This is a genomic window from Variovorax gossypii (assembly GCF_003965815.1).
GTDB lineage: Bacteria > Pseudomonadota > Gammaproteobacteria > Burkholderiales > Burkholderiaceae_C > Variovorax > Variovorax gossypii.
In genome coordinates, this window is the sequence record NZ_RXOE01000003.1 from 110,817 (window position 1) to 134,351 (window position 23,535).

Annotated in this window: 20 protein-coding genes and 1 tRNA gene; 18 read left to right on the plus strand and 3 right to left on the minus strand. The window is 67.4% G+C overall.

From position 1 onward, the window contains the following. Positions 1–35: 35 nt before the first annotated feature. The gene (locus EJP69_RS15405; protein WP_126471246.1) at positions 36–3,191 is read left to right on the plus strand and encodes an ATP-binding protein; all 3,156 of its coding nucleotides are present in this window, start codon (positions 36–38) and stop codon (positions 3,189–3,191) included. Positions 3,192–3,312: 121 nt separating this feature from the next. Here the strand turns inward: EJP69_RS15405 and EJP69_RS15410 are convergent. Continuing rightward, positions 3,313–3,387: transfer RNA gene (locus EJP69_RS15410), tRNA-Arg, on the minus strand. A 252-nt stretch (positions 3,388–3,639) separates the two neighbouring features. Here EJP69_RS15410 and EJP69_RS15415 point away from each other — a divergent pair. From EJP69_RS15415 to EJP69_RS15430, 4 genes are all read left to right on the plus strand, one after another. Beyond that, positions 3,640–4,671, plus strand: a complete 1,032-nt coding sequence (locus tag EJP69_RS15415; protein ID WP_126471248.1) for a Bug family tripartite tricarboxylate transporter substrate binding protein — start codon at positions 3,640–3,642, stop codon at positions 4,669–4,671. A 120-nt stretch (positions 4,672–4,791) separates the two neighbouring features. Further along, positions 4,792–5,313 carry a tripartite tricarboxylate transporter TctB family protein gene (locus EJP69_RS15420; protein ID WP_093206545.1) on the plus strand — a complete coding sequence of 174 codons (522 nt, stop codon included), beginning with the start codon at positions 4,792–4,794 and terminating at the stop codon, positions 5,311–5,313. A 25-nt stretch (positions 5,314–5,338) separates the two neighbouring features. Then, entirely contained in the window at positions 5,339–6,871 is a 1,533-nt protein-coding gene (locus tag EJP69_RS15425) for a tripartite tricarboxylate transporter permease (protein WP_126471250.1), read from the plus strand. Between the two features lie 17 nt (positions 6,872–6,888). After that, complete coding sequence (locus EJP69_RS15430) at positions 6,889–7,725, plus strand: cytidylate kinase family protein (protein ID WP_126471252.1); 837 nt, start codon at positions 6,889–6,891, stop codon at positions 7,723–7,725. Between the two features lie 71 nt (positions 7,726–7,796). Here EJP69_RS15430 and EJP69_RS15435 read toward each other — a convergent pair whose 3' ends face one another. Then, positions 7,797–8,405 (minus strand): Crp/Fnr family transcriptional regulator, encoded by a 609-nt coding sequence (locus EJP69_RS15435; RefSeq protein WP_056595369.1) that lies wholly within the window; start codon positions 8,403–8,405, stop codon positions 7,797–7,799. Between the two features lie 150 nt (positions 8,406–8,555). Here EJP69_RS15435 and oxc point away from each other — a divergent pair, with 150 nt between their 5' ends. The 11 genes from oxc to EJP69_RS15490 all read left to right on the plus strand — a co-directional run bounded on the left by oxc (position 8,556) and on the right by EJP69_RS15490 (position 20,745). Beyond that, positions 8,556–10,385, plus strand: a complete 1,830-nt coding sequence (gene oxc / locus EJP69_RS15440) for an oxalyl-CoA decarboxylase (RefSeq protein WP_093304440.1) — start codon at positions 8,556–8,558, stop codon at positions 10,383–10,385. Between the two features lie 33 nt (positions 10,386–10,418). Next, a complete protein-coding gene (frc, locus tag EJP69_RS15445) occupies positions 10,419–11,690 on the plus strand; it encodes a formyl-CoA transferase (RefSeq protein WP_093206549.1) in 1,272 nt (423 codons plus the stop codon). A gap of 94 nt (positions 11,691–11,784) precedes the next feature. Further along, a complete protein-coding gene (locus tag EJP69_RS15450; RefSeq protein ID WP_126471254.1) occupies positions 11,785–12,231 on the plus strand; it encodes a PAS domain-containing protein in 447 nt (148 codons plus the stop codon). 154 nt (positions 12,232–12,385) lie between these two features. Further along, positions 12,386–13,633, plus strand: coding sequence for a formyl-CoA transferase (frc, locus tag EJP69_RS15455; RefSeq protein ID WP_126471256.1), 1,248 nt, complete (start codon positions 12,386–12,388; stop codon positions 13,631–13,633). 234 nt (positions 13,634–13,867) lie between these two features. Next, entirely contained in the window at positions 13,868–14,185 is a 318-nt protein-coding gene (locus EJP69_RS15460; RefSeq protein WP_093206552.1) for an HAD family hydrolase, read from the plus strand. Between the two features lie 35 nt (positions 14,186–14,220). Continuing rightward, positions 14,221–15,399, plus strand: a complete 1,179-nt coding sequence (gene sucC, locus EJP69_RS15465; RefSeq protein WP_126471258.1) for an ADP-forming succinate--CoA ligase subunit beta — start codon at positions 14,221–14,223, stop codon at positions 15,397–15,399. A 34-nt stretch (positions 15,400–15,433) separates the two neighbouring features. Beyond that, complete coding sequence (gene sucD, locus EJP69_RS15470; protein ID WP_093206554.1) at positions 15,434–16,333, plus strand: succinate--CoA ligase subunit alpha; 900 nt, start codon at positions 15,434–15,436, stop codon at positions 16,331–16,333. A gap of 51 nt (positions 16,334–16,384) precedes the next feature. Continuing rightward, positions 16,385–17,167, plus strand: a complete 783-nt coding sequence (locus tag EJP69_RS15475; RefSeq protein WP_093206555.1) for a fumarylacetoacetate hydrolase family protein — start codon at positions 16,385–16,387, stop codon at positions 17,165–17,167. Between the two features lie 46 nt (positions 17,168–17,213). Then, complete coding sequence (locus EJP69_RS15480) at positions 17,214–18,227, plus strand: 2-dehydropantoate 2-reductase (protein ID WP_126471260.1); 1,014 nt, start codon at positions 17,214–17,216, stop codon at positions 18,225–18,227. A gap of 154 nt (positions 18,228–18,381) precedes the next feature. Then, complete coding sequence (gene pyk, locus EJP69_RS15485) at positions 18,382–19,800, plus strand: pyruvate kinase (protein WP_126471262.1); 1,419 nt, start codon at positions 18,382–18,384, stop codon at positions 19,798–19,800. A 21-nt stretch (positions 19,801–19,821) separates the two neighbouring features. Next, a complete protein-coding gene (locus EJP69_RS15490) occupies positions 19,822–20,745 on the plus strand; it encodes a LysR family transcriptional regulator (RefSeq protein WP_093206557.1) in 924 nt (307 codons plus the stop codon). 66 nt (positions 20,746–20,811) lie between these two features. Here EJP69_RS15490 and EJP69_RS29490 read toward each other — a convergent pair whose 3' ends face one another. Then, positions 20,812–20,976, minus strand: coding sequence for a hypothetical protein (locus EJP69_RS29490; RefSeq protein ID WP_170217133.1), 165 nt, complete (start codon positions 20,974–20,976; stop codon positions 20,812–20,814). Positions 20,977–21,653: 677 nt separating this feature from the next. Here EJP69_RS29490 and oxlT point away from each other — a divergent pair. Beyond that, positions 21,654–22,934, plus strand: a complete 1,281-nt coding sequence (gene oxlT, locus EJP69_RS15495) for an oxalate/formate MFS antiporter (protein WP_371287213.1) — start codon at positions 21,654–21,656, stop codon at positions 22,932–22,934. 106 nt (positions 22,935–23,040) lie between these two features. Next, positions 23,041–23,529: a gamma carbonic anhydrase family protein gene (locus tag EJP69_RS15500; RefSeq protein WP_093304429.1), complete on the plus strand. Its 489-nt coding sequence runs from the start codon at positions 23,041–23,043 to the stop codon at positions 23,527–23,529. The last annotated feature ends 6 nt before the right edge of the window (positions 23,530–23,535 follow it).

Consider the following 23,535-nt stretch of genomic DNA (forward strand, 5'->3'; position numbering starts at 1 on the left):
ACGTTCCCGGCCTGTGCCGGTGGAAAGGAATCGCGATGTCGCCCCCACCGACTCCGTCGTCCGATGCCGTGTCGATCCGGCTGCTGGGCCCATTCCGCCTGAGCGTGGGGTTGGCCGGGGATGACCCGCCGGCTCCGCCGGTGCCGCTGACCCGGCGGGCCGCCGAGCTGTTGCAGCTGCTGGCGTTGCAGCCCGGACGCAGCCTGGCGAACGAGCAGGTGGTGGAAGCCCTGTGGCCGCACCTGGACCCCGACGCAGGCAGCGCCAACCTGCGCAAGGCGGCGCACCACGCGCGCCAGTTCATCGGCCTGCCCGACGCCCTGGTGCTGCGAGGCGGCCGGGTTTTCCTGTTGCCCGACCAGGCTGTGGCGTGCGACGTCGACCGGTTCGAGCGCGCAGCGGACGAGGCCCTGCACAGCGGCGACCCGCAGGCCTGCAAGGCGGCCGCGCAGCTCTACGGCGGTGACCTCCTGCCGGACGCCCGCTACGAAGCCTGGACCGAGGCGCCGCGCCAGCGGTTGCGCGACAAGTTCCTGCAGCTGCTGCGCCAGACCGGCGACCTGGAACGGCTGGTGCGCGAAGACCCCACCGACGAGGCGGCCCATGTCCAGCTCATGCGCGAGGAACTGGCGGCCGGGCGACGCTCTTCGGCGCTGCGCTGGTACGGCCACCTGCGCGACCATCTGCAGCAGACCCTGGGCATGCGCCCCGGCCCGCCGGCCGAGGCGCTGTACCGCGAATGCGTGGCGGGCCTGGAAGGTGCCGCGCCGCGTTTCGTCGGCCGTGCCATGGAACTTGTGCGTGTCCTGGGTTGGCTGCGCGCCAGCCTCGCGGGCCGTCCGGGGGGCGCGGTGGTGCGCGCGCCGGCAGGAATGGGCAAGACCGCGTTCTGCCGCCGCCTCGCCGAAGAAGCGCGGGGCCTGGGCTGGCAGGTGCGCTCGTTGCAGGCCGGCGACTGGACCCGGCCCTACGGCATCGCGGCCGACCTGGTGGAGCCCCTGCTCGGCGAACTGCCCGACGCGGCACAGGCCATCGGTGCGCACGCCCAGGCCGTGCTGGCGCAGATGACCGCCTCGGGCGACGTGAAGCCGCTGGCCCTGCCGCTCGGGCGCCACCAGATGGTGGGTGCCGTGCGCCGGCTGCTGCTGGCCACCGCCGCGCAAAAGCCGGTGCTGCTCATCGTCGACGATGCGCACGCGGCGGACGACGCGAGCGCCCAGGCGCTGACGCAACTGGCTGCGAGCGGCCCCCCGGTGTTCGTGCTGCTCGCATGCCGGCACGCGCTGCCGCCCCTGCTGGATCGGAACACCTCGCGCCTGCAGCGCGCCGGCCAGCTGGAGGCCCTTGAACTGGGCCCGCTGTCCGAGGAAGAAGCGGCGCTGCTCGCAGCCCGCTCGGCCGACGCACCGATGACGGCCGAGGCCGCCACCGCCATCGCCCGTCGTGCCGAAGGCCTGCCGTTTGCCGTGGTCGAGCTCGCGCGCGGAGCGGCCAGCTCAGACGGCGCCACGGCGGTGATGTCCCGCAGCCTGTCGTCGGCCCTGGCCGAACGCCTGTGCGACCTGGACCCCGGCGCGACGGAGGCCCTGCGCCGGTTGGCCCTGTCGGCCGAAGATTTCGACGTGGCCACGGCCGTGGCGCTGGCCGCCGATGAAGGCCACGACGCGTTGGCGCGGCTCGACCAGGCGCTGGCCGCGGGCGTGCTGGTGGTAGCCGATGGCCGCTACCGTTTCCGCCACGCACTCGTGCGGGACGCGCTGGCCGAAGGCATCCCGCCGCACCGGCGTGTGCTGTTGCATCGCGATGTGGCGGCGCGGCTCGCGAAAGGCGGTGCGGCACCGGGCCTGGTGGGCCATCATTGGCTTGCCGCGGGCGATGCCGAGCGGGCGATGCCGTGTTCTCTGGCGGCTGCGCGTCAGGCCTTCCGCCTCGGTGCCTACGAGGACGTGTTGCGCCACGTCGAGCCGCTGCTCGCGCACCGGGCGGCGCAGCCGGAAGCCCTGGCGCTGCGTGCCGAGTCCCTGGATGCGCTGGGCCGGCCTGGCACGTTGGCCGCCTACGATGCGGCCGCCGCCGTCGTTCCGGAGGCGCTGTCCCACGAACTGCGCGCCAAGCGGGCCCTGGCGCAAGTGAAGATGAGCGACCCGCCCGGTGCCTTGCAGTACCTGCGGGACGTGCATCCCACCACGGTGGCGGGGCGGCTGGCCGAAGCGCTGGCGTACAGCGGCGCGGCGGCCCTGGGCTTCGGGGACCCCGCCGAAGGTACGCGCCGGTCGGCCGAAGTGCGCCGGATCGCCCTGGAGACCGGCGACGAAGGCACGCTCGTGATCGCCTCCTGGTCGCAGGCCGCGGCGGCCCACGCGCGCGGCGACCTGCACAGCAGCGTGTGGGCCGACCTCAAGGAGACTAGCCACCTGCCGCAGCTGGCGGTGCGCGTGTTCGATGGCCACCTGTGCATCACGCAGCGCTTCCTGTACGGCTCGCGGCCGTACGCCGAGGTCATCGCGTTCGCCGATGCGCTGGCCACGCAGGCGCAGCAGCTGGGCGCGGCGCGCGGGCATGCGTTCGCGGTCACGCTGCGCGGCGAGGCCCGGCTGCTCAGCGGCCAGCTCGACGCCGCCGAGCAGGACCTGGTGGCGGGCGGGCGCATGCACCGCGCGATCGGCGGCGCGACGGGCGAAGCGCTGTCGCTGCAGCGCCGTTCCGAACTGGCGATCTACCGCGGGCAGATGGACCGGGCGCGCGGCCTGCTCGACGAAGCGCTCGACGTCGCGCGCCAGTCCGACGTCGGTTTCCACCTGCTGGACCGCATCTACGGCACCCGCATCGCGATGGCCACGCAGCCCGATGCTGCGCTGGGCGTGCTGGAGGAGGCCGAGGCCAACGTGCGCGGCCCGCTGGAAAGCTGCCCCGGCTGCCGCATCACCTTCGCCATCCCGGCCACCATCGCGGCCGCGAGAGCGCACGAACTGGACCTGGCGGCCAGCCACCAGCAGCAGTCCGAATACCTGGCCAACGTGGTGATGAAGCTGCCGGCCTGGTACGCCTCGCTGCACGAGGCGCAGGCGCACATCGAACGGGCCGCCGGCCGTGTCGCTGCCGCACGCGAAGGCTTCGCCGCGGCGGCGCGGGAGTTCCACGCTTGCGGCCATGCACTGGACGCCGCACGCTGCCGGGAGTCAGCCGGCTAGGAGGCCCGCGCGGCACGAGCGTGACGAACGGATGGGTCTGCCGACTTCAGCGTCCGAAATCTGCTGAATGTCCCACGCATGTCCCGGTCGAAAAAAAAGCCGTTGAACATCAACGGCTTGCTGGTGCCTTCGACAGGAATCGAACCTGTATCTGAGTCTTAGGAGGACCCCGTTCTATCCATTGAACTACGAAGACCGGATGGATACGCGAGGCGGTGAGTCCGCAGCGCGCCCGCGATTTTATAGGGTTTGCGATGACAGTCCGGTCCGGGGTCGCGAGCAGCCCCGCGCGCATCGCCAGCGCGGGCTAACCCGAATACGAAATCTGCGAAAAGTTGACCGCGATCAAGCCGCCTCGAATCGTCGGCGCGCACCATCGTGCCCGTTCGCATCTCTGCTCAGATTCAAGAACAAAAAAGAGCGAAATCACTACACAGGAGACACCCTGATGAAGAAGATCGCCTCGAATGTTCTGAGCCGCGCGACTGCCGTACTTGCCACCACTGCCTCCGCGGTGGTGCTGGTGACCGGTGCCGCGCCCGCCTTCGCATGGGAACCCACCAAGCCGGTGGAGTTCGTGATTCCCGCCGGCACCGGCGGTGGCGCCGACCAGATGGGGCGCCTGCTGCAGGGCATCGTCATCAAGTACAAGCTGATGAAGGAGCCGCTGATCGTCGTCAACAAGTCCGGCGGCGCCGGCGCCGAGGGCTTCCTGGCGGTGAAGGAGGCGAAGGGCGATCCGCACAAGATCGTCATCTCGCTGTCGAACCTGTTCACCACGCCGATGGCCACGGGCGTGCCCTTCAACTGGAAGGACATGACGCCGGTCGCGATGCTGGCGCTCGACCAGTTCGTGCTGTGGACCAACGCCTCCGAGCCCTACAAGAGCGCCGGCGAATACGTCGCCGCGGTGAAGGCCGCGGGGCCGAACAAGTTCAAGATGGCCGGCACCGGCTCGAAGCAGGAAGACCAGATCATCACGGTCGCGCTCGAGAAAGCCACCGGCACCAAGTTCATCTACGTGCCCTTCAAGGGCGGCGGCGAGGTGGCGGTGCAGCTGGTGGGCGGGCACGTGCAGTCGACGGTCAACAACCCGATCGAGGCCGTGGCGCAGTGGCGCGCGGGCAAGCTGCGCGCGCTGTGCGTGTTCGACGACGAGCGCATGCCGTTCAAGGCCAAGGTCACCGACACCCAGTCCTGGAACGACATCCCCACCTGCAAGGAAGCGGGCGTGCCCACCAGGTACACGATGCTGCGCGGCATCTTCATGCCGCCCGGCGTCACGCCCGACCAGCTCGCCTTCTACAAGGACCTGCTGACCAAGGTGGCCGCGACGCCGGAGTGGAAGGAGTACATGGAGAAGGGTGCCTTCAACCCGACCTTCATGACCGGCGATGCCTTCGCCAAGTGGCTCACCGAAGCCGAGGCCACGCACCGCACGCTGATGTCCGACGCGGGCTTCCTCGCGAGCAACAAGTAGGCCGGCGCTGGCCGGCTGCGACGACTGCCGCGCACGGCATGCGGCAGCGGGCGCGTGCGCCACGGGTGCACGCCCCTCCTGCTTTTTTTCCTTCTTCCACACAACCACGATGGGGGCTCCATGGAGCACGACGAAACATCCGAGGGCCCGGCGCGCACGGGCATCTCCACCCACCTCGTAGAGGCGGCGGTCGCAGTGGCGCTGCTGGTCATCGGCCTGGTGGTCGTCTTCGAGGCGCGCAAGCTCGGCGCCGGCTGGACCACCGACGGCCCCGGCGCCGGCTACTTCCCGTTCTTCATCGGCGTGATCATCACGATCTCGGGCGCCGGCATCCTCTACCAGTCGCTGCTCGGCAAGAACCGCAACACCGCGGTCTTCGTCGACTCGGTGCAGCTCAAGCGCGTGCTGTCGGTGCTGGTGCCGGCCACTGTCTACGTGCTGGCGATCTCCATTCTCGGCATCTACGTGGCGTCGGCGATCTACATCGCGCTGTTCATGGTGGTGCTGGGCAAGTACGCGTGGTTCAAGAGCGTGTTCGCCGCGCTGGCGGTGAACACGCTCTTCTTTTGCATGTTCGAGGTCTGGTTCAAGGTGCCGCTCTTCAAGGGCGCGCTCGATCCGCTTCGATTCCTCGGCTACTGAACCCGACCCAAGGAGCACAAGCGAAATGGAAGAAATCAGTGCCCTGATGCAGGGCTTCTCGGTGATCCTCTCGCCGATGAACATCGGCCTGATGTTCGTCGGCATCATCCTCGGCGTGCTGATCGGCGTGCTGCCGGGGCTCGGCGGCGCCAACGGCGTCGCGATCCTACTGCCGCTCACGTTCACGATGTCGCCGACCTCGGCCATCATCATGCTGTCCTGCATCTACTGGGGTGCGCTCTTCGGCGGGGCCATCACCTCGATCCTGTTCAACATCCCGGGCGAGCCGTGGTCGGTGGCCACCACCTTCGACGGCTACCCGATGGCGCAGAACGGACAGGCCGGCGCCGCGCTCACCACCGCCTTCACCTCATCGTTCGTGGGCGCCTTCCTCGCGGTGGTGATGATCACCTTCCTCGCCCCGCTGGTCGCCAAGTTCGCGCTCAAGTTCGGCTCGCCCGAGTTCTTCGCGGTGTACCTGCTGACCTTCTGCAGCTTCGTCGGCATGGGCAAGGGTTCGCCCTTCAAGATCCTCGCGTCGATGGCGCTGGGCTTCGCGCTCGCGAGCGTGGGCATGGACACCGTCACCGGCCAGCTGCGCCTGACCTTCGGCCAGCCCGAGCTGATGCGCGGCTTCGACTTCCTGATCGCGGTGATCGGCCTGTTCGGCATCGGCGAGATCCTGCTGTCGATGGAAGAGGGCCTGAAGTTCTCGGGCAAGAGCGCGAAGATCGACCCGAAGGTGGTGTGGCAGACCTGGAAGCAGCTGCCCAAGTACTGGCTGACCTCGATCCGCAGCTCGCTCATCGGCATCTGGATGGGCATCACGCCGGGCGGCGCCACGCCGGCCTCGTTCATGGCCTACGGCCTCGCCAAGAAGATGTCGAAGAAGGGCGCCAAGTTCGGAACCGGCGAAGCCGAAGGCGTGGTCGCGCCCGAGACCGCCGCGCACGCGGCCGGCACCAGCGCGCTGCTGCCGATGCTCGCGCTGGGCATTCCCGGCTCGCCCACCGCCGCGGTGCTGCTGGGCGGCCTGCTGATCTGGGGCCTGCAGCCCGGGCCGCTGCTCTTCGTCGAGCAGAAGGACTTCGTCTGGGGCCTCATCGCGAGCATGTACCTCGGCAACATCGTCGGGCTGATCGTGGTGCTGAGCACCGTGCCGCTGTTCGCGTCGATCCTGCGCATTCCGTTCTCGATCATCGCGCCGGTGATCATCGTGATCTGCGCGATCGGCGCCTACACCGTGCACAACGCGATGCTCGACATCTGGTTCATGCTCGGCTTCGGCGTGCTGGGCTACCTGTTCAAGAAGCTCGACTTCCCGCTCGCGCCGCTGGTGCTGGCGCTGGTGCTCGGCGACAAGGCGGAAGACTCGTTCCGCCAGGCCATGCTGGTGTCGCAGGGCGACGTGATGGTGATGTTCTCGAACCCGCTGGTCGGCGGCATCACCACGCTGGCGCTGGTGCTGCTGTTCTGGCCGCTGATCTCCAAGGCGCTGGCCTTCGTCAAGAAGCCGAAGAAGCCCGACGAGTTCGCGGTCGAGCGGCCGGTGGATTGAAGCAAGGAGGAGAGCACATGCCAGTGATCGCACTGACCCAGGAGATGGGTTCCCTCGCGAAGGATGTTTCGCTGAAACTCGCCGAGACGCTCGGCCTCGCCGTGATGCGCCACGAGGTCATCGAGCACGTGGCCGACCGGATGCAGGTCTCCACGAGCCTGATCGGCCGGCTGCGCAGCGGCAAGGCGGGGCTGGTGGAGCGCCTCACCACCGACAGGCGCAGCGTGGCGCTCTACACCGCCGAAGAGCTCTTCGCGCTGGCCGACCGCGGCAACGTGGTGCTGCGCGGCTGGGGCGCCACCTGCCTGCTGCGGGCGGTGCCGCACGTGGTGTGCGTGCGCATCACGCGCTCCATGAAGAAGCGCATCGAATGGCTGATGGCCGACCTCGAGACCGACGACGCCGAGTTCGCCGAAGCCGAGATTCGCCGCAGCGACCAGGCGCACGCCGCGCGCATGCACTCGCAGTTCGGCGTGACCTGGGGCGACCCGGTGCTCTACGACCTGGTGCTCAACACGGACCGCCTGTCGGTCGAGAGCTGCGTCGAGCAGATCAGGCTGATGGTGAATCGCCCCGAGTTCGCCGAAACGCCGGCCTCGCGCGCGCTGCTCGCCAACATGGCGCTGGAGGCACGTGTGCGCGCGGCGCTGAAGGAGCACGATGCGACGCGCGACATCAACGTGACGATCACCGCGAACCAGGGCGAACTGCTGCTGCGCGGCATCGTGCTCGACAGCGAGGAGAGAGCACAGACCGAGAACATCGCGGCTTCCGTGGTGGGCGTGACGGGGGTGCACAACCAGCTGAGGCTGATGGCCAGCACGCGGCGCTTTGCTTCGGCGAAGCAGACCTGAGCGCGGAGCCTGGAATTCGCTTCTTGCTCCCTCTCCCGCTTGCGGGAGAGGGAGCAATCCCTGAGCCGCGCTCAGATCTTCCCGCGCTTGCGAAGCCGGCTAAGGGTTTCCGCTGAGAGATTTAGATACGAAGCCAGCTCTTTGCTCGGAATCCGGTCTTCCAGCTCCGGATGCTTGCGCATGAACCGGTGCACGCGCCCCGCGGCGTCGAGCAGGTGCAGCGTGATCGTGTGCGCCATGATCTCGCTCATGCCCCGCATCACCAGGAACTCGAACAGCTCCTTGGTTTCGGGATGCTTGTTCAGGAAGGCGATCCACTCCTTCAGCGGCAGGCTCGCCACCCGCGCCTTGGTCACGCAGACGATGCCGTAGGGCGTGGGCGTTCCCAGCCGCAGCGCGGCGTAGCTCGTCTCCATGTCGTTCTCGTCGGCGAAGCGAAGGATCATCTCCTTGCCCTCCGGGTTGCTCACCACCCGCTTGAGGATGCCGTCGAGGATGAAGTACTGCTCCATCTCCCGCACGCCCTGGTGCAGCAGGAACTCGCCCTTGTTGCCGTCCACGATGACCAGGTGGGCTTCCAGTTCGGCGCGATCCGCCTCGCTCAGGTCCTTGAGAAGCACGTTCTGCCGGAGCTGGGCACGAATGATGTTCTTCTCCGGATGGTTTTCCAACAACGTCATGGTCACCGTCTTCTCGAGTTCGCTGCCGGCGCTGCTCATCGGGGGCTGCGCCGTTTTCGGGAAAGTTGACCGAGGTCAACGGCCGAAAGTTTGGCCCGAATCATAGTCGCGGCTCGGGCCTAGGCCATTCACCCATGCAGAAGGAGAGACATGTCTTCAGTCAGAACAGAGAAAGAGGCAGCCACCACGCTGGACGAAGCCCTCAAGCCTGCGAAAAACCGTGATGCCGAAGGCGACGCGGTGGTCCGCGTCCTCAAGAGCGTGACGGAAGACAGCACGCCGGTGGGCGAGACCACCGACGGCTTCCATCTCGTCATCGATGCCCTCAAGCTCAACGGCATCGACACCATCTTCGGCCTGCCCGGCATCCCGATCACCGACCTCACGCGCATGGCCCAGGCCGAAGGGCTGCGCGTCATTTCCTTCCGCCACGAGCAGCATGCCGGCAACGCCGCCGCCGCAGCCGGCTTTCTCACGCAGAAGCCCGGCATCTGCCTGACCGTGTCGGCCCCCGGCTTCCTCAACGGCCTCACCGCGCTGGCCAACGCCACCACCAACTGCTTCCCGATGATCCTCATCAGCGGCTCCAGCGAGCGCGAGATCGTCGACCTGCAGCAGGGCGACTACGAGGAAATGGACCAGCTCGCCATCGCCAAGCCGCTGTGCAAGGCCGCCTTCCGCGTGCTGCATGCCCAGGACATCGGCGTGGGCATCGCGCGCGCCATCCGCGCCGCGCTGTCGGGCCGTCCGGGCGGCGTGTACCTCGACCTGCCGGCCAAGCTGTTCGCGCAGACCATGGACGCGGCGGCCGGCAAGGCCTCGCTCATCAAGGTGGTCGATGCCGCGCCGCGCCAGATCCCGGCGGCCGACGCCGTCCAGCGCGCGCTCGACATCCTCAAGGGCGCCAAGCGCCCGCTGATCCTGCTCGGCAAGGGCGCCGCCTACGCGCAGGCCGACGCGGACATCCGCGCGCTGGTCGAGAAGACGGGTATTCCCTACCTGCCGATGTCCATGGCCAAGGGCCTGCTGCCCGACACGCATGCGCAGTCGGCCGCCGCCGCTCGCTCCTACGTGCTGCAGGAGGCCGACGTGGTGGTGCTCGTCGGCGCGCGCCTCAACTGGCTGCTCTCGCACGGCAAGGGCAAGACCTGGGCGCAGGAGAAGGGCGCCAAGCGCTTCATCCAGATCGACATCGCGCCGACCGAGATCGACAGCAACGTCGCCATCGAGGCGCCCGTGATCGGCGACATCGGCTCCTGCGTGGCCGCGCTGCTGGCCGGCATCGACGCCAAGTGGGCCAAGCCGCCGGCCGAGTGGACCGGCGCCATCGCCGAGCGCAAGGACAAGAACCTGTCGAAGATGGCCGCCACGCTGGCCGCGCGGCCCTCGCCGATGAACTTCCACAGCGCGCTCAGCGTGATCCGCGACCAGGTGAAGGCACGGCCCGACGCCATCGTCGTCAACGAGGGCGCCAACACGCTCGACTTCGCGCGCAGCATCGTCGACATGTACGAGCCGCGCAAGCGCCTCGACGTGGGCACCTGGGGGATCATGGGCATCGGCATGGGCTTCTCCGTGGCCGCCGCCGTGGTCACGGGCAAGCCGGTGATCGCCATCGAGGGCGACAGCGCCTTCGGCTTCAGCGGCATGGAGGTGGAAACCATCTGCCGCTACAACCTGCCGGTCTGCGTCATCGTCTTCAACAACAACGGCGTCTACCGCGGCACCGACGTGAACTCCAGCGGCACGCCCGACGTGGCGCCCACGGTGTTCGTCAAGAACGCGCGCTACGACAAGCTGATGGAAGCCTTCGGCGGCGTCGGCGTCAACGCCACCACCGCCGACGAGCTGCAGAAGGCCCTGGCCGAGGCCGTCGCCTCGGGCCGCCCGACGCTGATCAACGCCGTCATCGACGAGACCGCCGGCACCGAGAGCGGCCGCATCACGAGCCTGAACCCCGCCACGGCGAAGAAGAAGTAACCCGCGTTTCGTTTCATTCAAGGAGATATCCCAATGAGCAACAAGCCCCTCAACGGCATCAAGATCATCGACTTCACGCACGTGCAGGCCGGCCCCGCGTGCACGCAGTTGCTGGCCTGGTTCGGCGCCGACGTGATCAAGGTGGAGCGCCCCGGCGCGGGCGACGTGACGCGCTCGCAGCTGCGCGACATTCCGGACGTCGACGCGCTCTACTTCACCATGCTCAACAGCAACAAGCGCTCGATCACGCTGGACACGAAGAAGCCCGAGGGCAAGGCCGTGCTGGAGAAGCTGATCCGCGAATCCGACGTGCTGGTGGAAAACTTCGGCCCCGGCGCGCTGGACCGCATGGGCTTCACCTGGGAACGCATCCAGGAGCTGAATCCGAAGATGATCGTCGCGTCGGTCAAGGGCTTCAGCGAAGGCCACCACTACGAAGACCTGAAGGTGTACGAGAACGTGGCGCAGTGCGCCGGCGGCGCCGCCTCCACCACCGGCTGGTGGAAGGGCGGGAACTCCGTCCCGACGATCTCGGCGGCGGCGCTTGGCGACTCCAACACCGGCATGCACCTGGCCATCGGCATCCTCACGGCCATCATCGGACGCGAGCAGACGGGCAAGGGCCAGAAGGTGGCCTGCTCGATGCAGGACGCCGTGCTCAACCTGTGCCGCGTGAAGATGCGCGACCAGCAGCGCCTGGACAGCGTGGGCTACCTCGAGGAATACCCGCAGTACCCGCACGAGATGAGCGCATTCGCCGACAAGGTCGTGCCGCGCGGCGGCAACGCCGGCGGCGGTGGCCAGCCCGGCTGGATCCTGAAGTGCAAGGGCTGGCAGACCGACCCCAACGCCTACATCTACTTCACGGTGCAGGGCCATGCCTGGGAGCCGATCTGCGACGCGCTGGGCAAGCCCGAGTGGAAGACCGACCCCGACTACATGACGGCCAAGGCCCGCCAGCCGCACATCGAGCAGATCTTCGCCACCATCGAGGACTTCATCAAGGACAAGACCAAGTTCGAGGCGGTGGACATCTTCCGCAAGCACGACATTCCCTGCGCCCCGGTGCTGTCGATGAAGGAACTGCTGCACGACGAGTCGCTGCGCAAGAGCGGCTCGATCGTCGAAGTCCCGCACAAGGAACGCGGCAGCTACTGGACCATCGGCAGCCCGATCAAGTTCTCGGACCTCAAGCCCGAAGTCACCGCCTCGCCCCTGCTGGGCGAGCACACCGACGACGTGCTGGCTGAGCTCGGCTACAGCCAGGACCAGATCGCCAGCCTGCACGCGGCCAAGGCCGTGTAGGGCAGCAGCAGCCCTGTGCAGGGGGCTTCACACCAACCAGATTCCCCCGCACAGTGACAGACCCCAGCCAGCAGTCAGCGCCCGGGAGGCACTCATGCAAGCGAACCTGGATTTCAAGCAGCTCGTCGAAGGCGCCGGCGATGCGATCATGGTGTGCGACGCGGAGGGCGCGATCACGCTGTGGAACCGCGCAGCCGAGCGCATCTTCGGCTTCAGCGAGGCCGAGGCCCTCGGCCAGTCGCTCGACCTGATCATTCCCCAGCGCCAACGCCAGCGGCACTGGGACGGCTACAACAAGACGATGGAAACCGGCGTCACCAAGTACGGCGCCGACCTGCTGCGCGTTCCCGCGCTGCACAAGGACGGGCACACGCTCTCCATTGCCTTCACGGTGTCGATGCTGTTCTCCGCCGCTCACGAGGTCACCGGCATCGTCGCCATCGTCCGCGACGAGACAGCCCGCTTCGCGGAGGAGCGCAAACTTCGCGCCCGTCTGGTAGAAGTCGAAGCCACGATGAACGAACCTGGGAACGACAGTTGACTGCGCCCGCCAGCACCACCCTCGACGCGCCATGCGGCGTTGCTCCTCCTTGCGGGCGCGAGCCCGCGGCGTCGTCCCGCCTTGCCTGGCACGCCGATCGTGGCACCGGCGAGCACAGTCAACTGCAGTTCCCAGGTCAAGAAGGAGACAGTCAATGAGCCAAGCACTCGAGGGCGTCCGCATCCTCGACTTCACCCATGTGCAGTCCGGCCCCACCTGCACGCAACTGCTGGCCTGGTTCGGCGCCGACGTGATCAAGGTCGAGCGTGCCGGCGAAGGCGACGCCACGCGCGGCCAGCTGCGCGACATTCCCGGCGCGGACAGCCTCTACTTCACGATGCTGAACCACAACAAGCGCTCGATCACGCTGGACACCAAGAACCCCAAGGGCAAGGAGGTTCTGGACAGCCTGATCAAGACCTGCGACGTGCTGGTGGAGAACTTCGCGCCCGGTGCGCTCGACCGCATGGGCATCACCTGGGCCCACATCCAGAAGCTCAACCCGCGCATGATCGTGGCCTCGGTCAAGGGTTTCGGGCCCGGCAAGTACGAGCACTGCAAGGTCTACGAGAACGTGGCCCAGTGCGCCGGCGGCGCGGCCTCCACCACCGGCTTCGAGGACGGCCCGCCGCTGGTGACGGGCGCGCAGATCGGCGACAGCGGCACCGGCCTGCACCTGGCGCTCGGCATCCTGGCGGCGCTCTTCCAGCGCAACAGCACCGGGCGCGGCCAGCAGGTGCTCGCGCCGATGCAGGACGCGGTGCTCAACCTGTGCCGCGTGAAGATGCGCGACCAGCAGCGGCTGGAGCGCACCGGCACCATGCACGAGTACCCGCAGTACCCCGACGGCAAGTTCGGCGACGCGGTGCCGCGCGCGGGCAACGCATCGGGCGGCGGCCAGCCGGGCTCCATCCTGAAGTGCAAGGGCTGGGAGACCGACCCGAACGCGTACATCTACTTCATCACGCAGGCGGCCGTGTGGCCGGCGGTGTGCAAGGTCATCGGCGAGGAAGGCTGGATCGACGACGAGGCCTACGCCACGCCGGCCGCACGCCTGCTGCACCTGAAGCCGATCTTCGCGCGTATCGAGCAGTGGACCATGACCAAGACCAAGTTCGAGGCCATGGACATCCTCAACGAGTACGACATTCCCTGCGGGCCGATCCTGTCGATGAAGGAGATCGCCGCGGACGAATCGCTGCGCGAGACCGGCACCATCGTCGAGGTCGACCACCCGGTGCGCGGCAAGTACCTGACGGTGGGCAACCCCATCAAGATGTCCGACAGCCCGACGGTGGTGACGCGTTCGCCGCTGCTCGGCGAACACACCGAGGAAGTGCTGAGGCAGCTCGGCTACGGCGCGGACGACCTGGCGACCCTGCGGGCCGAACGCGTGATCTGAGGCGCGGCGCAGGCCCGCCTTCCCGTCATCTTCGAGTCTTGAGACAGCGCCGCCTGCGGGCGACGCAGAGGGTTCCTGCGCCTGCGAATTGCGCGCCTCCGGTCCATAACTCCTGGTGAATGGTTTTTATAAATTCATTTAATTTTTATTTATCGTCCATCGATCCTACATTTTGAACTCGCCGGAATTTCTCGATCAATTCAACCTCTTCGGCATTCATTCAAGGAGAAGATCATGGAAAACCATTCGCCCGTCCAATACTGGCGCGATGAAATCGAACGCAATGCCTACAACGCCGCATTCTTCGAATTGGGATTGCGCTGGCATTGGGACGGAGAGACCTACGACCGCCTGATGGGCCTCGGCCAGGATGCGAACGAGCGAATCGGCCATTACCTGAAGACCCACCAGCCGCATCTCCTGAAGGCCTACGACGCCGAATTCCTGGCGGTCGCCATCGAGCAGAAGAAGGAAATTCACAGAAAGCGGGAAATGGCCTCTTCGAGCTATTTCAATTGGGCCGAAAGCCACGGCGTCGAGCTCGGCGCCTGAATTCCTCCAATTCAAATGAACGACCCGTTCCGGCCATGAACATCCACGAATACCAGGGCAAGGAAGTGCTGCGCCAATACGGCGTGGCGACCCCTCGCGGATTCGTCTGCCGCTCGCCCGACGAGGCGGCCGACGCCGCCAGCCGCATCGGCGGCCGGGCCTGGGTGGTCAAGGCGCAGATCCATGCGGGCGGCCGCGGCAAGGGCGGCGGCGTGAAGCCGGCCTGGTCGGTGGACGAGGTGCGCCGCCACGCCGGGCAGATGCTCGGCATGACGCTGAAGACGCCGCAGACCGGCCCCGAGGGCCGCGTGGTGAGGCAGCTGCTGGTGGAGGAGAGCGTCGAGATCGACAAGGAGCTGTATCTCGGCTTCGTGGTCGACCGCAATTCGCAGCGCGTGGCCCTGATGGCCTCGAGCGAAGGCGGCATGGACATCGAGGAGGTGGCCGCGCGCACGCCCGAGAAGATCCACAAGCTCTTCATCGACCCCGATGCCGGCCTGCGCATCGCCGACGTGGACGGCATGGCGCGCCGCATCGGCATCACCGAGCGTTCGCTGGTGCAGGCGCGCGTGCTCATGCAGAACCTCTACCAGGCCTTCGACGGCAGCGATGCCTCGCTGGCGGAGATCAACCCGCTGGTGCTGACGCGCGACAACCGCGTGATCGCGCTGGACGCGAAGTTCGACTTCGACGCCAACGCGCTCTTCCGCCAGCCGGAGATCGCGGCCATGCGAGACACCGACGAGGAAGACCCGATCGAGGTCGAGGCTTCGAAGTTCGACCTCTCGTACATCGCGCTCGACGGCGACATCGGCTGCCTCGTCAACGGCGCGGGCCTCGCGATGGCGACGATGGACGCGATCAAGCTCTACGGCGGCGCGCCCGCCAACTTCCTCGACGTGGGCGGCGGCGCCACGCCCCAGAAAGTGACCGAGGCCTTCAAGCTGATGCTGCGCAACCCGAAGCTCAAGGCGGTGCTGGTCAACATCTTCGGCGGCATCATGAAGTGCGACGTGATCGCGCACGGCGTGGTCGCCGCAGCGCGCGAGACCGGCCTGGCGGTGCCGCTGGTCGTGCGCATGAAGGGCACCAACGAGGACCTGGGGCGGACCATCCTCGCGCAGTCGGGCCTGGCGATCATCAACACCGACGACATCGCCGAGGCCGCGCAGCGGGCGATCGGCGCGGCCAGCAATTGGGAGCGCCAGCGATGAAGCGCTCATCCCCAAAGTCGATGGAGCTTGCGACATGTCCATCCTGATCAACAAGCACACCCGCGTCATCACGCAGGGCATCACCGGCAAGACGGGCCAGTTCCACACGCAGGCCTGCTTGGAGTACGGCAACGGCAGGCACTGCTTCGTCGCGGGCGTGAACCCGCTGAAGGGCGGCCAGTCGATGGCAGGCATTCCGATCTTCGGCACCGTGAAGGAAGCCAAGGCAGAGACCGGAGCGACCGTCTCCGTGATCTACGTGCCGCCGCCTTTCGCCGCAGCCGCGATCGACGAGGCGGTGGATGCGGAGCTCGACCTCGTCATCTGCATCACCGAAGGCATTCCGGTGCGTGACATGATCCGCACGCGGCATCGCATGCAGGGCAGCAAGACCCAGCTGCTGGGCCCCAACTGCCCGGGGCTCATCACGCCCGGCGAGATCAAGATCGGCATCATGCCCGGCCACATCCACCAGCGAGGGCGCATCGGCGTGGTCTCGCGCTCGGGCACGCTGACCTACGAGGCCGCGAGCCAGCTCGCGAGCTTCGGCATCGGGCAGTCGACGGTGGTCGGTATCGGCGGCGATCCGGTCGGCGGACTGCGGCACATCGACGTGCTGAAGATGTTCAACGACGACCCGCGCACCGACGCGGTGATCATGGTCGGCGAGATCGGCGGCGACGCCGAGGAGCAATGCGCGCGCTGGATCCGCGACCACATGACCAAGCCCGTGGTCGGCTTCATCGCGGGCGCCAGCGCGCCGCCCGGCAAGCGCATGGGCCATGCGGGCGCCATCGTCTCCGGAGGCCGCGGCACCGCGCAGGAAAAGCTCGCGGTCATGAAGGAATGCGGCATCCACGTCACGCGCAATCCGGCGGACATGGGGAAGCTGCTGGCCTCGCTCGTGATTCCCGACTACCTCCCGTTCGACTGACCGACCGGCGACGGGCCCGAATTCTCATCAATCCAGAAAGCAGATAACAACATGGAACAGCAGCACCAGCAGAGGAAATGGGTCCGCTTCGAGCACGCGGGCGGCATCGGCTTCGGCACGCTCGAGGGCGACGCCGTGCACGAACGCCGGGGCGACATGTTCGGCAGCTCCGAGCCCACCGGCCGCGTGTTCGCGCTGGAGGGGCTGCAGCTGCTCACGCCGACCGAGCCCACCAAGGTGATCGCGCTGTGGAACAACTTCCACGCGCTCGGCGCCAAGCTCAGCCTGCCGGTGCCGGCCGAGCCGCTGTATCTGCTGAAGACGCCCAACTCGTACCTTTCGCCCGGCGCGCCCATCCGCAAGCCGCTGTGCGACGGCAAGGTCGTGTTCGAGGGCGAGCTCGGCATCGTCATCGGCAAGACCGCCACCGCCGTGTCGGAAGCCGATGCGCTCGACCATGTGTTCGGCTACACCTGCGCCAACGACGTGACGGTGGCCGACATCCTCAACCGCGACGCCTCCTTCGCGCAGTGGGTGCGCGCCAAGGGCTTCGACACCTTCTGCCCCATGGGCCCGGTGGTCGCCACCGGCCTCGATCCCGCCACGCTCACCGTGACCACGCTGCTCAACGGCGAGGTGCGCCAGGACTATCCGATCAGCGACATGCGCTTTTCGGTGCAGCAGCTCGTGAGCCTCATCTCGCAGGACATGACGCTGCACCGCGGCGACGTGATCCTCTGCGGCACCTCGGTCGGCGTCGGCTCCATGAAGCCCGGCAGCCTCGTGGAGATCGAGATCGGCGGCATCGGAAAGCTCAGCAACCGCTTCGGCTGAACGCAGCAGAAGGGTCGCGCAAGGATTTCAACTCTTGGGGATCGACATGAAGATTGCAATCATCGGCGCAGGCGCCATCGGCGGACTGGTCGGCGCAAAACTCGCGCTGGCCGGCGAGGACGTCACGTTCATCGTGCGCGGCGCCAACCTCGACGCCATATCGCGCAACGGCATCAAGCTGGTCTCGGCCGAAGGCGAGGAGCAGGTGGCGCGCAACGTGAAGGCCACCGACCGCTACGACGAGGCCGGCCCGCAGGACATCGTCGTGCTCGCGATGAAGGCCCACCAGGTCGAGGCCGTGGCCAACGACGTGCCGAAGCTCTTCGGGCCCGACACGGTGGTCGTGACCATGCAGAACGGCATCCCGTACTGGTACTTCCACAAGCACGGCGGCGCGCTCGAGGGCACGCCGGTGCGCAGCGTCGATCCTTCGGGCACCGTCGCGGCGAAGATCCCGGCGCAGCGCGTGATCGGCTGCGTGGTCTATCCGGCGTCGGAGCTCATCGCGCCCGGCGTGGTCAAGCACATCGAGGGCGACCGCTTCCCGGTCGGCGAGCTCGACGGCTCGGCCAGCGAGCGCGTGAACCGCGTCTCGGCCTGCTTCACCGGCGCGGGCTTCAAGGCGCCGGTGCTCGACAACATCCGCGCCGAGATCTGGCTCAAGCTGTGGGGCAACCTGACCTTCAACCCGATCAGCAGCCTCTCGCACTCGACCCTCGTCGACATCTGCCAGTACCCGCCTTCGCGCGAGCTGGCCGCCGCGATGATGCGCGAGGCCCAGGCCGTCGCGCACAAGCTCGGCATCGAGTTTCGCGTGACGCTCGAGAAGCGCATCGCGGGCGCGGAGAAAGTCGGCAAGCACAAGACCTCGATGCTGCAGGACGTGGAAGCGGGCCGCGCGCCCGAGATCGACGCGCTGGTCGGCGCGGTGGTCGAGCTGGCCCGGCTCACCGAGACGCCCACGCCGCACATCGACACCGTCTACAGCCTCGTCAAGCTGCTCGCGCGCACCATGGAAGACCAGCGCGGCCGCGTGAAGCTGCACGAGATCGCGGCATGAGCGCGATGCCTTGCTCCCTCTCCCCTCGGGGAGAGGGCGGGGGTGAGGGGGGTGGCCTTCGCGCGCACCCCGCCTCGATCACCGCCGTCGGCCCTCACCCCAACCCTCTCCCCAAGGGGAGAGGGAGCAATACCCTGGATCCCGAGGTCCGTCGATGAGACGCACGCGCAGCGCCAGGATCGTCGCCACCCTCGGCCCGTCCACCACCGAGGAGCCGGCCATTCGCGAGCTGTTCGAGCGCGGCGTGGACGTGTTCAGGCTCAACTTCAGCCACGGCACGCAGCACGACCACGCGCGGCGCCTCGAGACCATCCGCCGCCTGGAGCGGGAGTCGGGCCGGCCCATCGGCATCCTGCTCGACCTGCAGGGGCCGAAGCTGCGCCTGGGCACCTTCGAGGGCGGCCGCGCGCAGCTCGATGCGGGCGCGCGCTTCAGGCTCGACATGGACAAGGCAGCAGGCAATGCACGCCGCGCGCCGCTGCCGCATCCGGAAATCTTCGCCGCGCTGCAGGACGGCACCGAGCTGCTGCTCGACGACGGCAAGCTGCGGCTGCGCGTGGACAGCCACGGCCCCGACTTCGCCGAGACCACGGTGCTGGTCGGCGGCCCGATCTCGGACCGCAAGGGCGTCAACGTGCCCAGCGTGCTGCTGCCGATCTCGCCGCTCACGCCGAAGGACCGCGACGACCTGGCCTTCGGCCTGTCGATGGGCGTGGACTGGGTCGCGCTCTCCTTCGTGCAGCGGCCCGAGGACATCGAGGAGGCGCGCGCCATCATCGGCTCGCGCGCCTGGATCATGGCCAAGCTGGAGAAGCCGGCGGCCATCGAGCACCTGGACGCGATCGTCGCGCTGTGCGACGGCATCATGGTGGCGCGCGGCGACCTCGGCGTGGAGCTGCCGCCGGAGCAGGTGCCCGAGCTGCAGAGGCTGATCGTGCGCGCCTGCCGCAAGCGCGGAAAGCCGGTGGTGGTGGCGACGCAGATGCTCGAATCGATGATCGCCTCGCCGGTGCCCACGCGCGCAGAGGTGTCCGACGTGGCGACAGCCGTGTACGACGGCGTCGATGCGGTGATGCTCTCGGCCGAGTCGGCCTCCGGCAAGTATCCGTTCGAGGCGGTCGCGATGATGGACCGCATCATCGCGCGCGTGGAGGCCGACCCGTCATACCGCGCGGGCATCGACGCCACGCACGATGCGGCGCGGTCGACCACGGCCGACGCCGTGTGCGCCTCGCTGCGCCAGGTGGCTTCGCTGCTCGCGCCGGCGGCGACCGTCACCTACACCTCCTCAGGTTTCACGAGCCTGCGCGCCGCGCGCGAGCGCCCTGCAGTGCCCATCCTGAGCCTCACGCCCGACATCGCCGCGGCGCGCCGCATGGCGATGGTCTGGGGCGTGCACGCGGTGCTGGTGGACGACGTGCACGACGTGGGCGAGATGATCGACTGCGCCTGCCGCACGGCGCGCGCCGAAGGCTTCGCGAAAGAAGGCGACGACGTGGTGGTGGTGGCGGGCCTGCCCTTCGGGCAGTCGGGCACCACCAACCTGCTGCACGTTGCCCGAATACCGCGCTGAGCGCTGCAGCAGGCGGCCCCCATGAAGCACGCGACCCTGCGCCAGCTGAAGGTCTTCGAGGCGGTGGCACGGCTGTTGAGCTTCTCGCGCGCGGCCGAGGAGCTGCACCTCACGCAGCCCGCCGTTTCCACGCAGGTGCGCAAGCTCGAGGAGCACGCGGGCAATGCGCTCTTCGAGCAGTTCGGCAAGAAGGTGTATCTCACGGCCGCGGGCAGCGAGCTGCTGCAGATCAGCCGCGCGATCATCCAGCAGTTCGAGGCTGCAGAGAACGCGATGATGCAGTTCAAGGGCGTCTCGGGCGGCAAGCTCAACGTGGGCGTGATCAGCGCGGGCGACTACTTCTTTCCGCGCCTGCTGGTCGAGTTCGCGAGCCGCCACCAGGGCGTGACGTTGAACTTCACCGTGCACAACCGAGCGGGGCTTTTGACCCACATCGCTGAGAACCTCACGGACCTGGCGATCATGGTGCGCCCGCCCACCGACCTCGACACCGTCAACCAGCCTTTCGCGCCGCACCCTTACGTGATCGTCGCGGCGCCGGGCCATCCGCTGGTGGGCGAGAAACGGATCGCGGTGCAACGCCTGATGCGCGAGCCCTTCGTGGTGCGCGAGAAGGCGTCCGACACCTGGCATTCGATGGAAGACGGCTTCGGCGGCGACCTGAGCGGCATCAACATCGCGATGGAGATCCGCAGCACCGAGACCATCAAGCAGGCCGTGATCGCGGGCATGGGCGTGAGCTTCGTGTCGGCGCATACCGTGAGCCAGGAGTTGCGCGCGGGCAGCCTTCGCGTGCTCGACGTCGAGGGCTTTCCTCTGATGCTCAACTGGTACGTGGTGCATCGGCGCAGCAAGCGGCTGCCGCCGGTGGCGCAGGCCTTCAAGGACTTCCTGCTGAGCGACGGGCCCTCGCTGATCTCGCAGATCGTGCCCTTCGAGGGCTAGAAAGAAAAAGAGCGCGGCGACTGAATCGCGCGCGCTCTTCGGGAGAAGTGAATCCGGCGTTGCGGCTCAACGCTGCACGGGCGCCGAACGGCGCTGCATCAGTGCGGTGCGCGCGGCCTTGTAGAAGATCACGATGGGCATCACGGCGAACAGCTCGCGCATGATGTTGCCGGCGGTCGACGAGGAAGCGGGGGCGCGCAGTGCGTTGGAATCGATGGTGGTGTGGCTCATTGAGTGCTCCAAAAAAAGAATCTGAAACTGAATCGGAAAGACCGAAGGGATTACCCTGAATTTTAGGGTTTACCCTAGACGAGAGCAAACGCGATTTTTGCGTTTCTTGACCTAGGTCAATTTTTCCTTGTCGGACCAGGCGCCGGATACGCCTCGGGTTCCGCTGCCAGGGCCTCTGTCGGAGCCCCTGCCAGAGCCGTTCGAAAGAGCATCGGATGCACGCGCAACGCGCATCGCGAAGCCATCGAAAACATCGCGCGAACCGTCGCTTGCATCGCGCAAGCATCACGCGGAAATCATCGAAGTTCCGTCGTCGATTTCTCTTCATTCATGCAACGCGAACGCATCGTTGGATGCGTCTCGCAGAGCACTCTCTTCACGCATCGAATGCAGTGCGATTTCATAGGGATACCTCGGGGGTTCCGAGAGAGCGCGATTCGTGTGAACTTGACTGAGGTCAAGAGTTTTTGAGTCGCTCGGTCCGACAGTCATCCACGCGCAGACAACTGGTGATTCCCATGCCGTGTATCGATGTCAACGAGGCCTCGTCGCCCGTCGATGCGCACTGATCGCTCGACTGATTGCCCTGCTTTTGCAGCCTGTCGGATTTCAACGAAAACACCAAGGACAACTCCATGACTCGGCCCACCTCCACGATCGCAGGATCCAACCCCGCGATGTACCCCCCGTCCGAAACCTATGGCGCCAGCGCGACCCGATCCGAGGCGTACCGATGGGGTCAATTGCTCATAGGCATCGTCTGCATGGCGATGATCGCCAACCTGCAGTACGGCTGGACGCTTTTCGTCAATCCGATCGCAGACAAGCATGGCTGGAGTCGCGCGGCGATCCAGGTCGCGTTCACCATCTTCGTCCTCACCGAGACCTGGCTCGTGCCCATCGAGGGCTACCTCGTCGACCGCTTCGGGCCACGCCCCGTGGTGCTGGTGGGCGGCGTGCTGTGCGGCGTCGGCTGGGTGCTCAACTCGGTGGCCGACTCGCTGGCGCTGCTGTACATCGCGGCGGCCGTCGGGGGCATCGGCGCGGGCGCCGTCTACGGCACCTGCGTGGGCAATGCGCTCAAGTGGTTCCCCGACCGGCGCGGCCTCGCGGCGGGCATGACCGCGGCGGGCTTCGGCGCGGGCTCGGCGCTCACGATCATCCCGATCTCCGCGATGATCAAGTCCAGCGGCTACGAAGCAGCGTTTCTCTATTTTGGGATCGGGCAGGGACTGATCGTGTTCCTGCTCGCATGGATGCTGACCCGCGCTCCCGATCATGCAAAGGCTTCGGGAAGCCGCAACGTGCAGCAGTCGCGCCGCGACTACGCGCCGTCCGAGGTACTGCGCTCGCCGGTGTTCTGGGTGATGTACGCGATGTTCGTGATGGTGGCGGCCGGCGGCCTGATGGCCACCGCGCAGCTCGCGCCCATCGCCAAGGACTTCAAGATCATCGACGTGCCGGTGAACATCATGGGCCTGGTGCTGCCCGCGCTGACCTTCGCGCTGGCCATCGACCGCGTGCTCAACGGCCTCACGCGGCCCTTCTTCGGCTGGGTGTCCGACAAGATCGGCCGCGAGCAGACCATGTTCATCGCCTTCGCGATCGAGTCGGTCGGCATCCTGATGCTCTACCACTACGGCCAGAACCCGATCCTCTTCGTGATCCTCACCGGCATCGTGTTCTTCGCCTGGGGCGAGATCTACAGCCTGTTCCCCTCGACCTGCGCCGACACCTTCGGCTCCAAGTTCGCGGCATCGAACGCCGGCATGCTCTACACCGCCAAGGGCACGGCCTCCCTGCTGGTGCCGCTGTCGAGCGTGCTGGCCGCCTCCACCGGCAGCTGGCAGGCCGTCTTCATCGCGGCCAGCGCGGTCAATGCGCTCGCCGCGCTCATGGCCTGGTTCGTGCTGCGGCCGATGCGCCGCAAGCACATCGAGGCGAGCCGTACCGAATAGAACAACTTCAGGCCGCCATCGCCGGTACCATCCGGACATTCCTTCCCCCACACAGCCCCGCCATGAAGATGGCGGGGCTTTTTGCCGATGAACAGGAGCCCCCGCAGTGACGATCTACCGACTTGACGCGCATGAACCGGACATCGACGCCAGCGCCCGCGTGGCCGAGAGCGCCAGCGTGATCGGCCAGGTCGTGCTCGCGCCCGGCAGCCGCATCGGCGCGCACTCGGTGCTGCGCGGCGACAACGAGCCCATCAAGGTCGGCCGCGGCAGCCACGTGCAGGCGGGCGTGATGCTGCACGCGGACCCGGGCTATCCGCTGACCATCGGTGCCGACGTGACGGTGGAGCCCCACGTGATGCTGCACGGCTGCACCGTGGGCGACGGCGCGGTGATCGGCGAGCACACCATCGCGCTCAACGGCTCGGTGGTGGGCCGAGGGTGCGTCGTCGAGTCGGGCTCGCTGCTCACCGAGGGCAAGGTCTTTCCCGACCGCTCGCGCATCGCGGGCCGCCCCGCGAAGGTCGTCGGCGAGGTCGATGACGCGCAGGCCGAAGCGCAGCTGCAGAGGGCGCGCGAAGCCTCCACCCGATAGGGTCTT

Coding starts and splice junctions, on each gene's coding strand:
- EJP69_RS15405 (WP_126471246.1), top strand. CDS start 36: ATGTCGCCCCCACCGACTCCGTCGTCCGATGCCGTGTCGATCCGGCTG.
- EJP69_RS15415 (WP_126471248.1), top strand. CDS start 3,640: ATGAAGAAGATCGCCTCGAATGTTCTGAGCCGCGCGACTGCCGTACTT.
- EJP69_RS15420 (WP_093206545.1), top strand. CDS start 4,792: ATGGAGCACGACGAAACATCCGAGGGCCCGGCGCGCACGGGCATCTCC.
- EJP69_RS15425 (WP_126471250.1), top strand. CDS start 5,339: ATGGAAGAAATCAGTGCCCTGATGCAGGGCTTCTCGGTGATCCTCTCG.
- EJP69_RS15430 (WP_126471252.1), top strand. CDS start 6,889: ATGCCAGTGATCGCACTGACCCAGGAGATGGGTTCCCTCGCGAAGGAT.
- EJP69_RS15435 (WP_056595369.1), bottom strand. CDS start 8,405: ATGACGTTGTTGGAAAACCATCCGGAGAAGAACATCATTCGTGCCCAG.
- oxc (WP_093304440.1), top strand. CDS start 8,556: ATGTCTTCAGTCAGAACAGAGAAAGAGGCAGCCACCACGCTGGACGAA.
- frc (WP_093206549.1), top strand. CDS start 10,419: ATGAGCAACAAGCCCCTCAACGGCATCAAGATCATCGACTTCACGCAC.
- EJP69_RS15450 (WP_126471254.1), top strand. CDS start 11,785: ATGCAAGCGAACCTGGATTTCAAGCAGCTCGTCGAAGGCGCCGGCGAT.
- frc (WP_126471256.1), top strand. CDS start 12,386: ATGAGCCAAGCACTCGAGGGCGTCCGCATCCTCGACTTCACCCATGTG.
- EJP69_RS15460 (WP_093206552.1), top strand. CDS start 13,868: ATGGAAAACCATTCGCCCGTCCAATACTGGCGCGATGAAATCGAACGC.
- sucC (WP_126471258.1), top strand. CDS start 14,221: ATGAACATCCACGAATACCAGGGCAAGGAAGTGCTGCGCCAATACGGC.
- sucD (WP_093206554.1), top strand. CDS start 15,434: ATGTCCATCCTGATCAACAAGCACACCCGCGTCATCACGCAGGGCATC.
- EJP69_RS15475 (WP_093206555.1), top strand. CDS start 16,385: ATGGAACAGCAGCACCAGCAGAGGAAATGGGTCCGCTTCGAGCACGCG.
- EJP69_RS15480 (WP_126471260.1), top strand. CDS start 17,214: ATGAAGATTGCAATCATCGGCGCAGGCGCCATCGGCGGACTGGTCGGC.
- pyk (WP_126471262.1), top strand. CDS start 18,382: ATGAGACGCACGCGCAGCGCCAGGATCGTCGCCACCCTCGGCCCGTCC.
- EJP69_RS15490 (WP_093206557.1), top strand. CDS start 19,822: ATGAAGCACGCGACCCTGCGCCAGCTGAAGGTCTTCGAGGCGGTGGCA.
- EJP69_RS29490 (WP_170217133.1), bottom strand. CDS start 20,976: ATGAGCCACACCACCATCGATTCCAACGCACTGCGCGCCCCCGCTTCC.
- oxlT (WP_371287213.1), top strand. CDS start 21,654: ATGTACCCCCCGTCCGAAACCTATGGCGCCAGCGCGACCCGATCCGAG.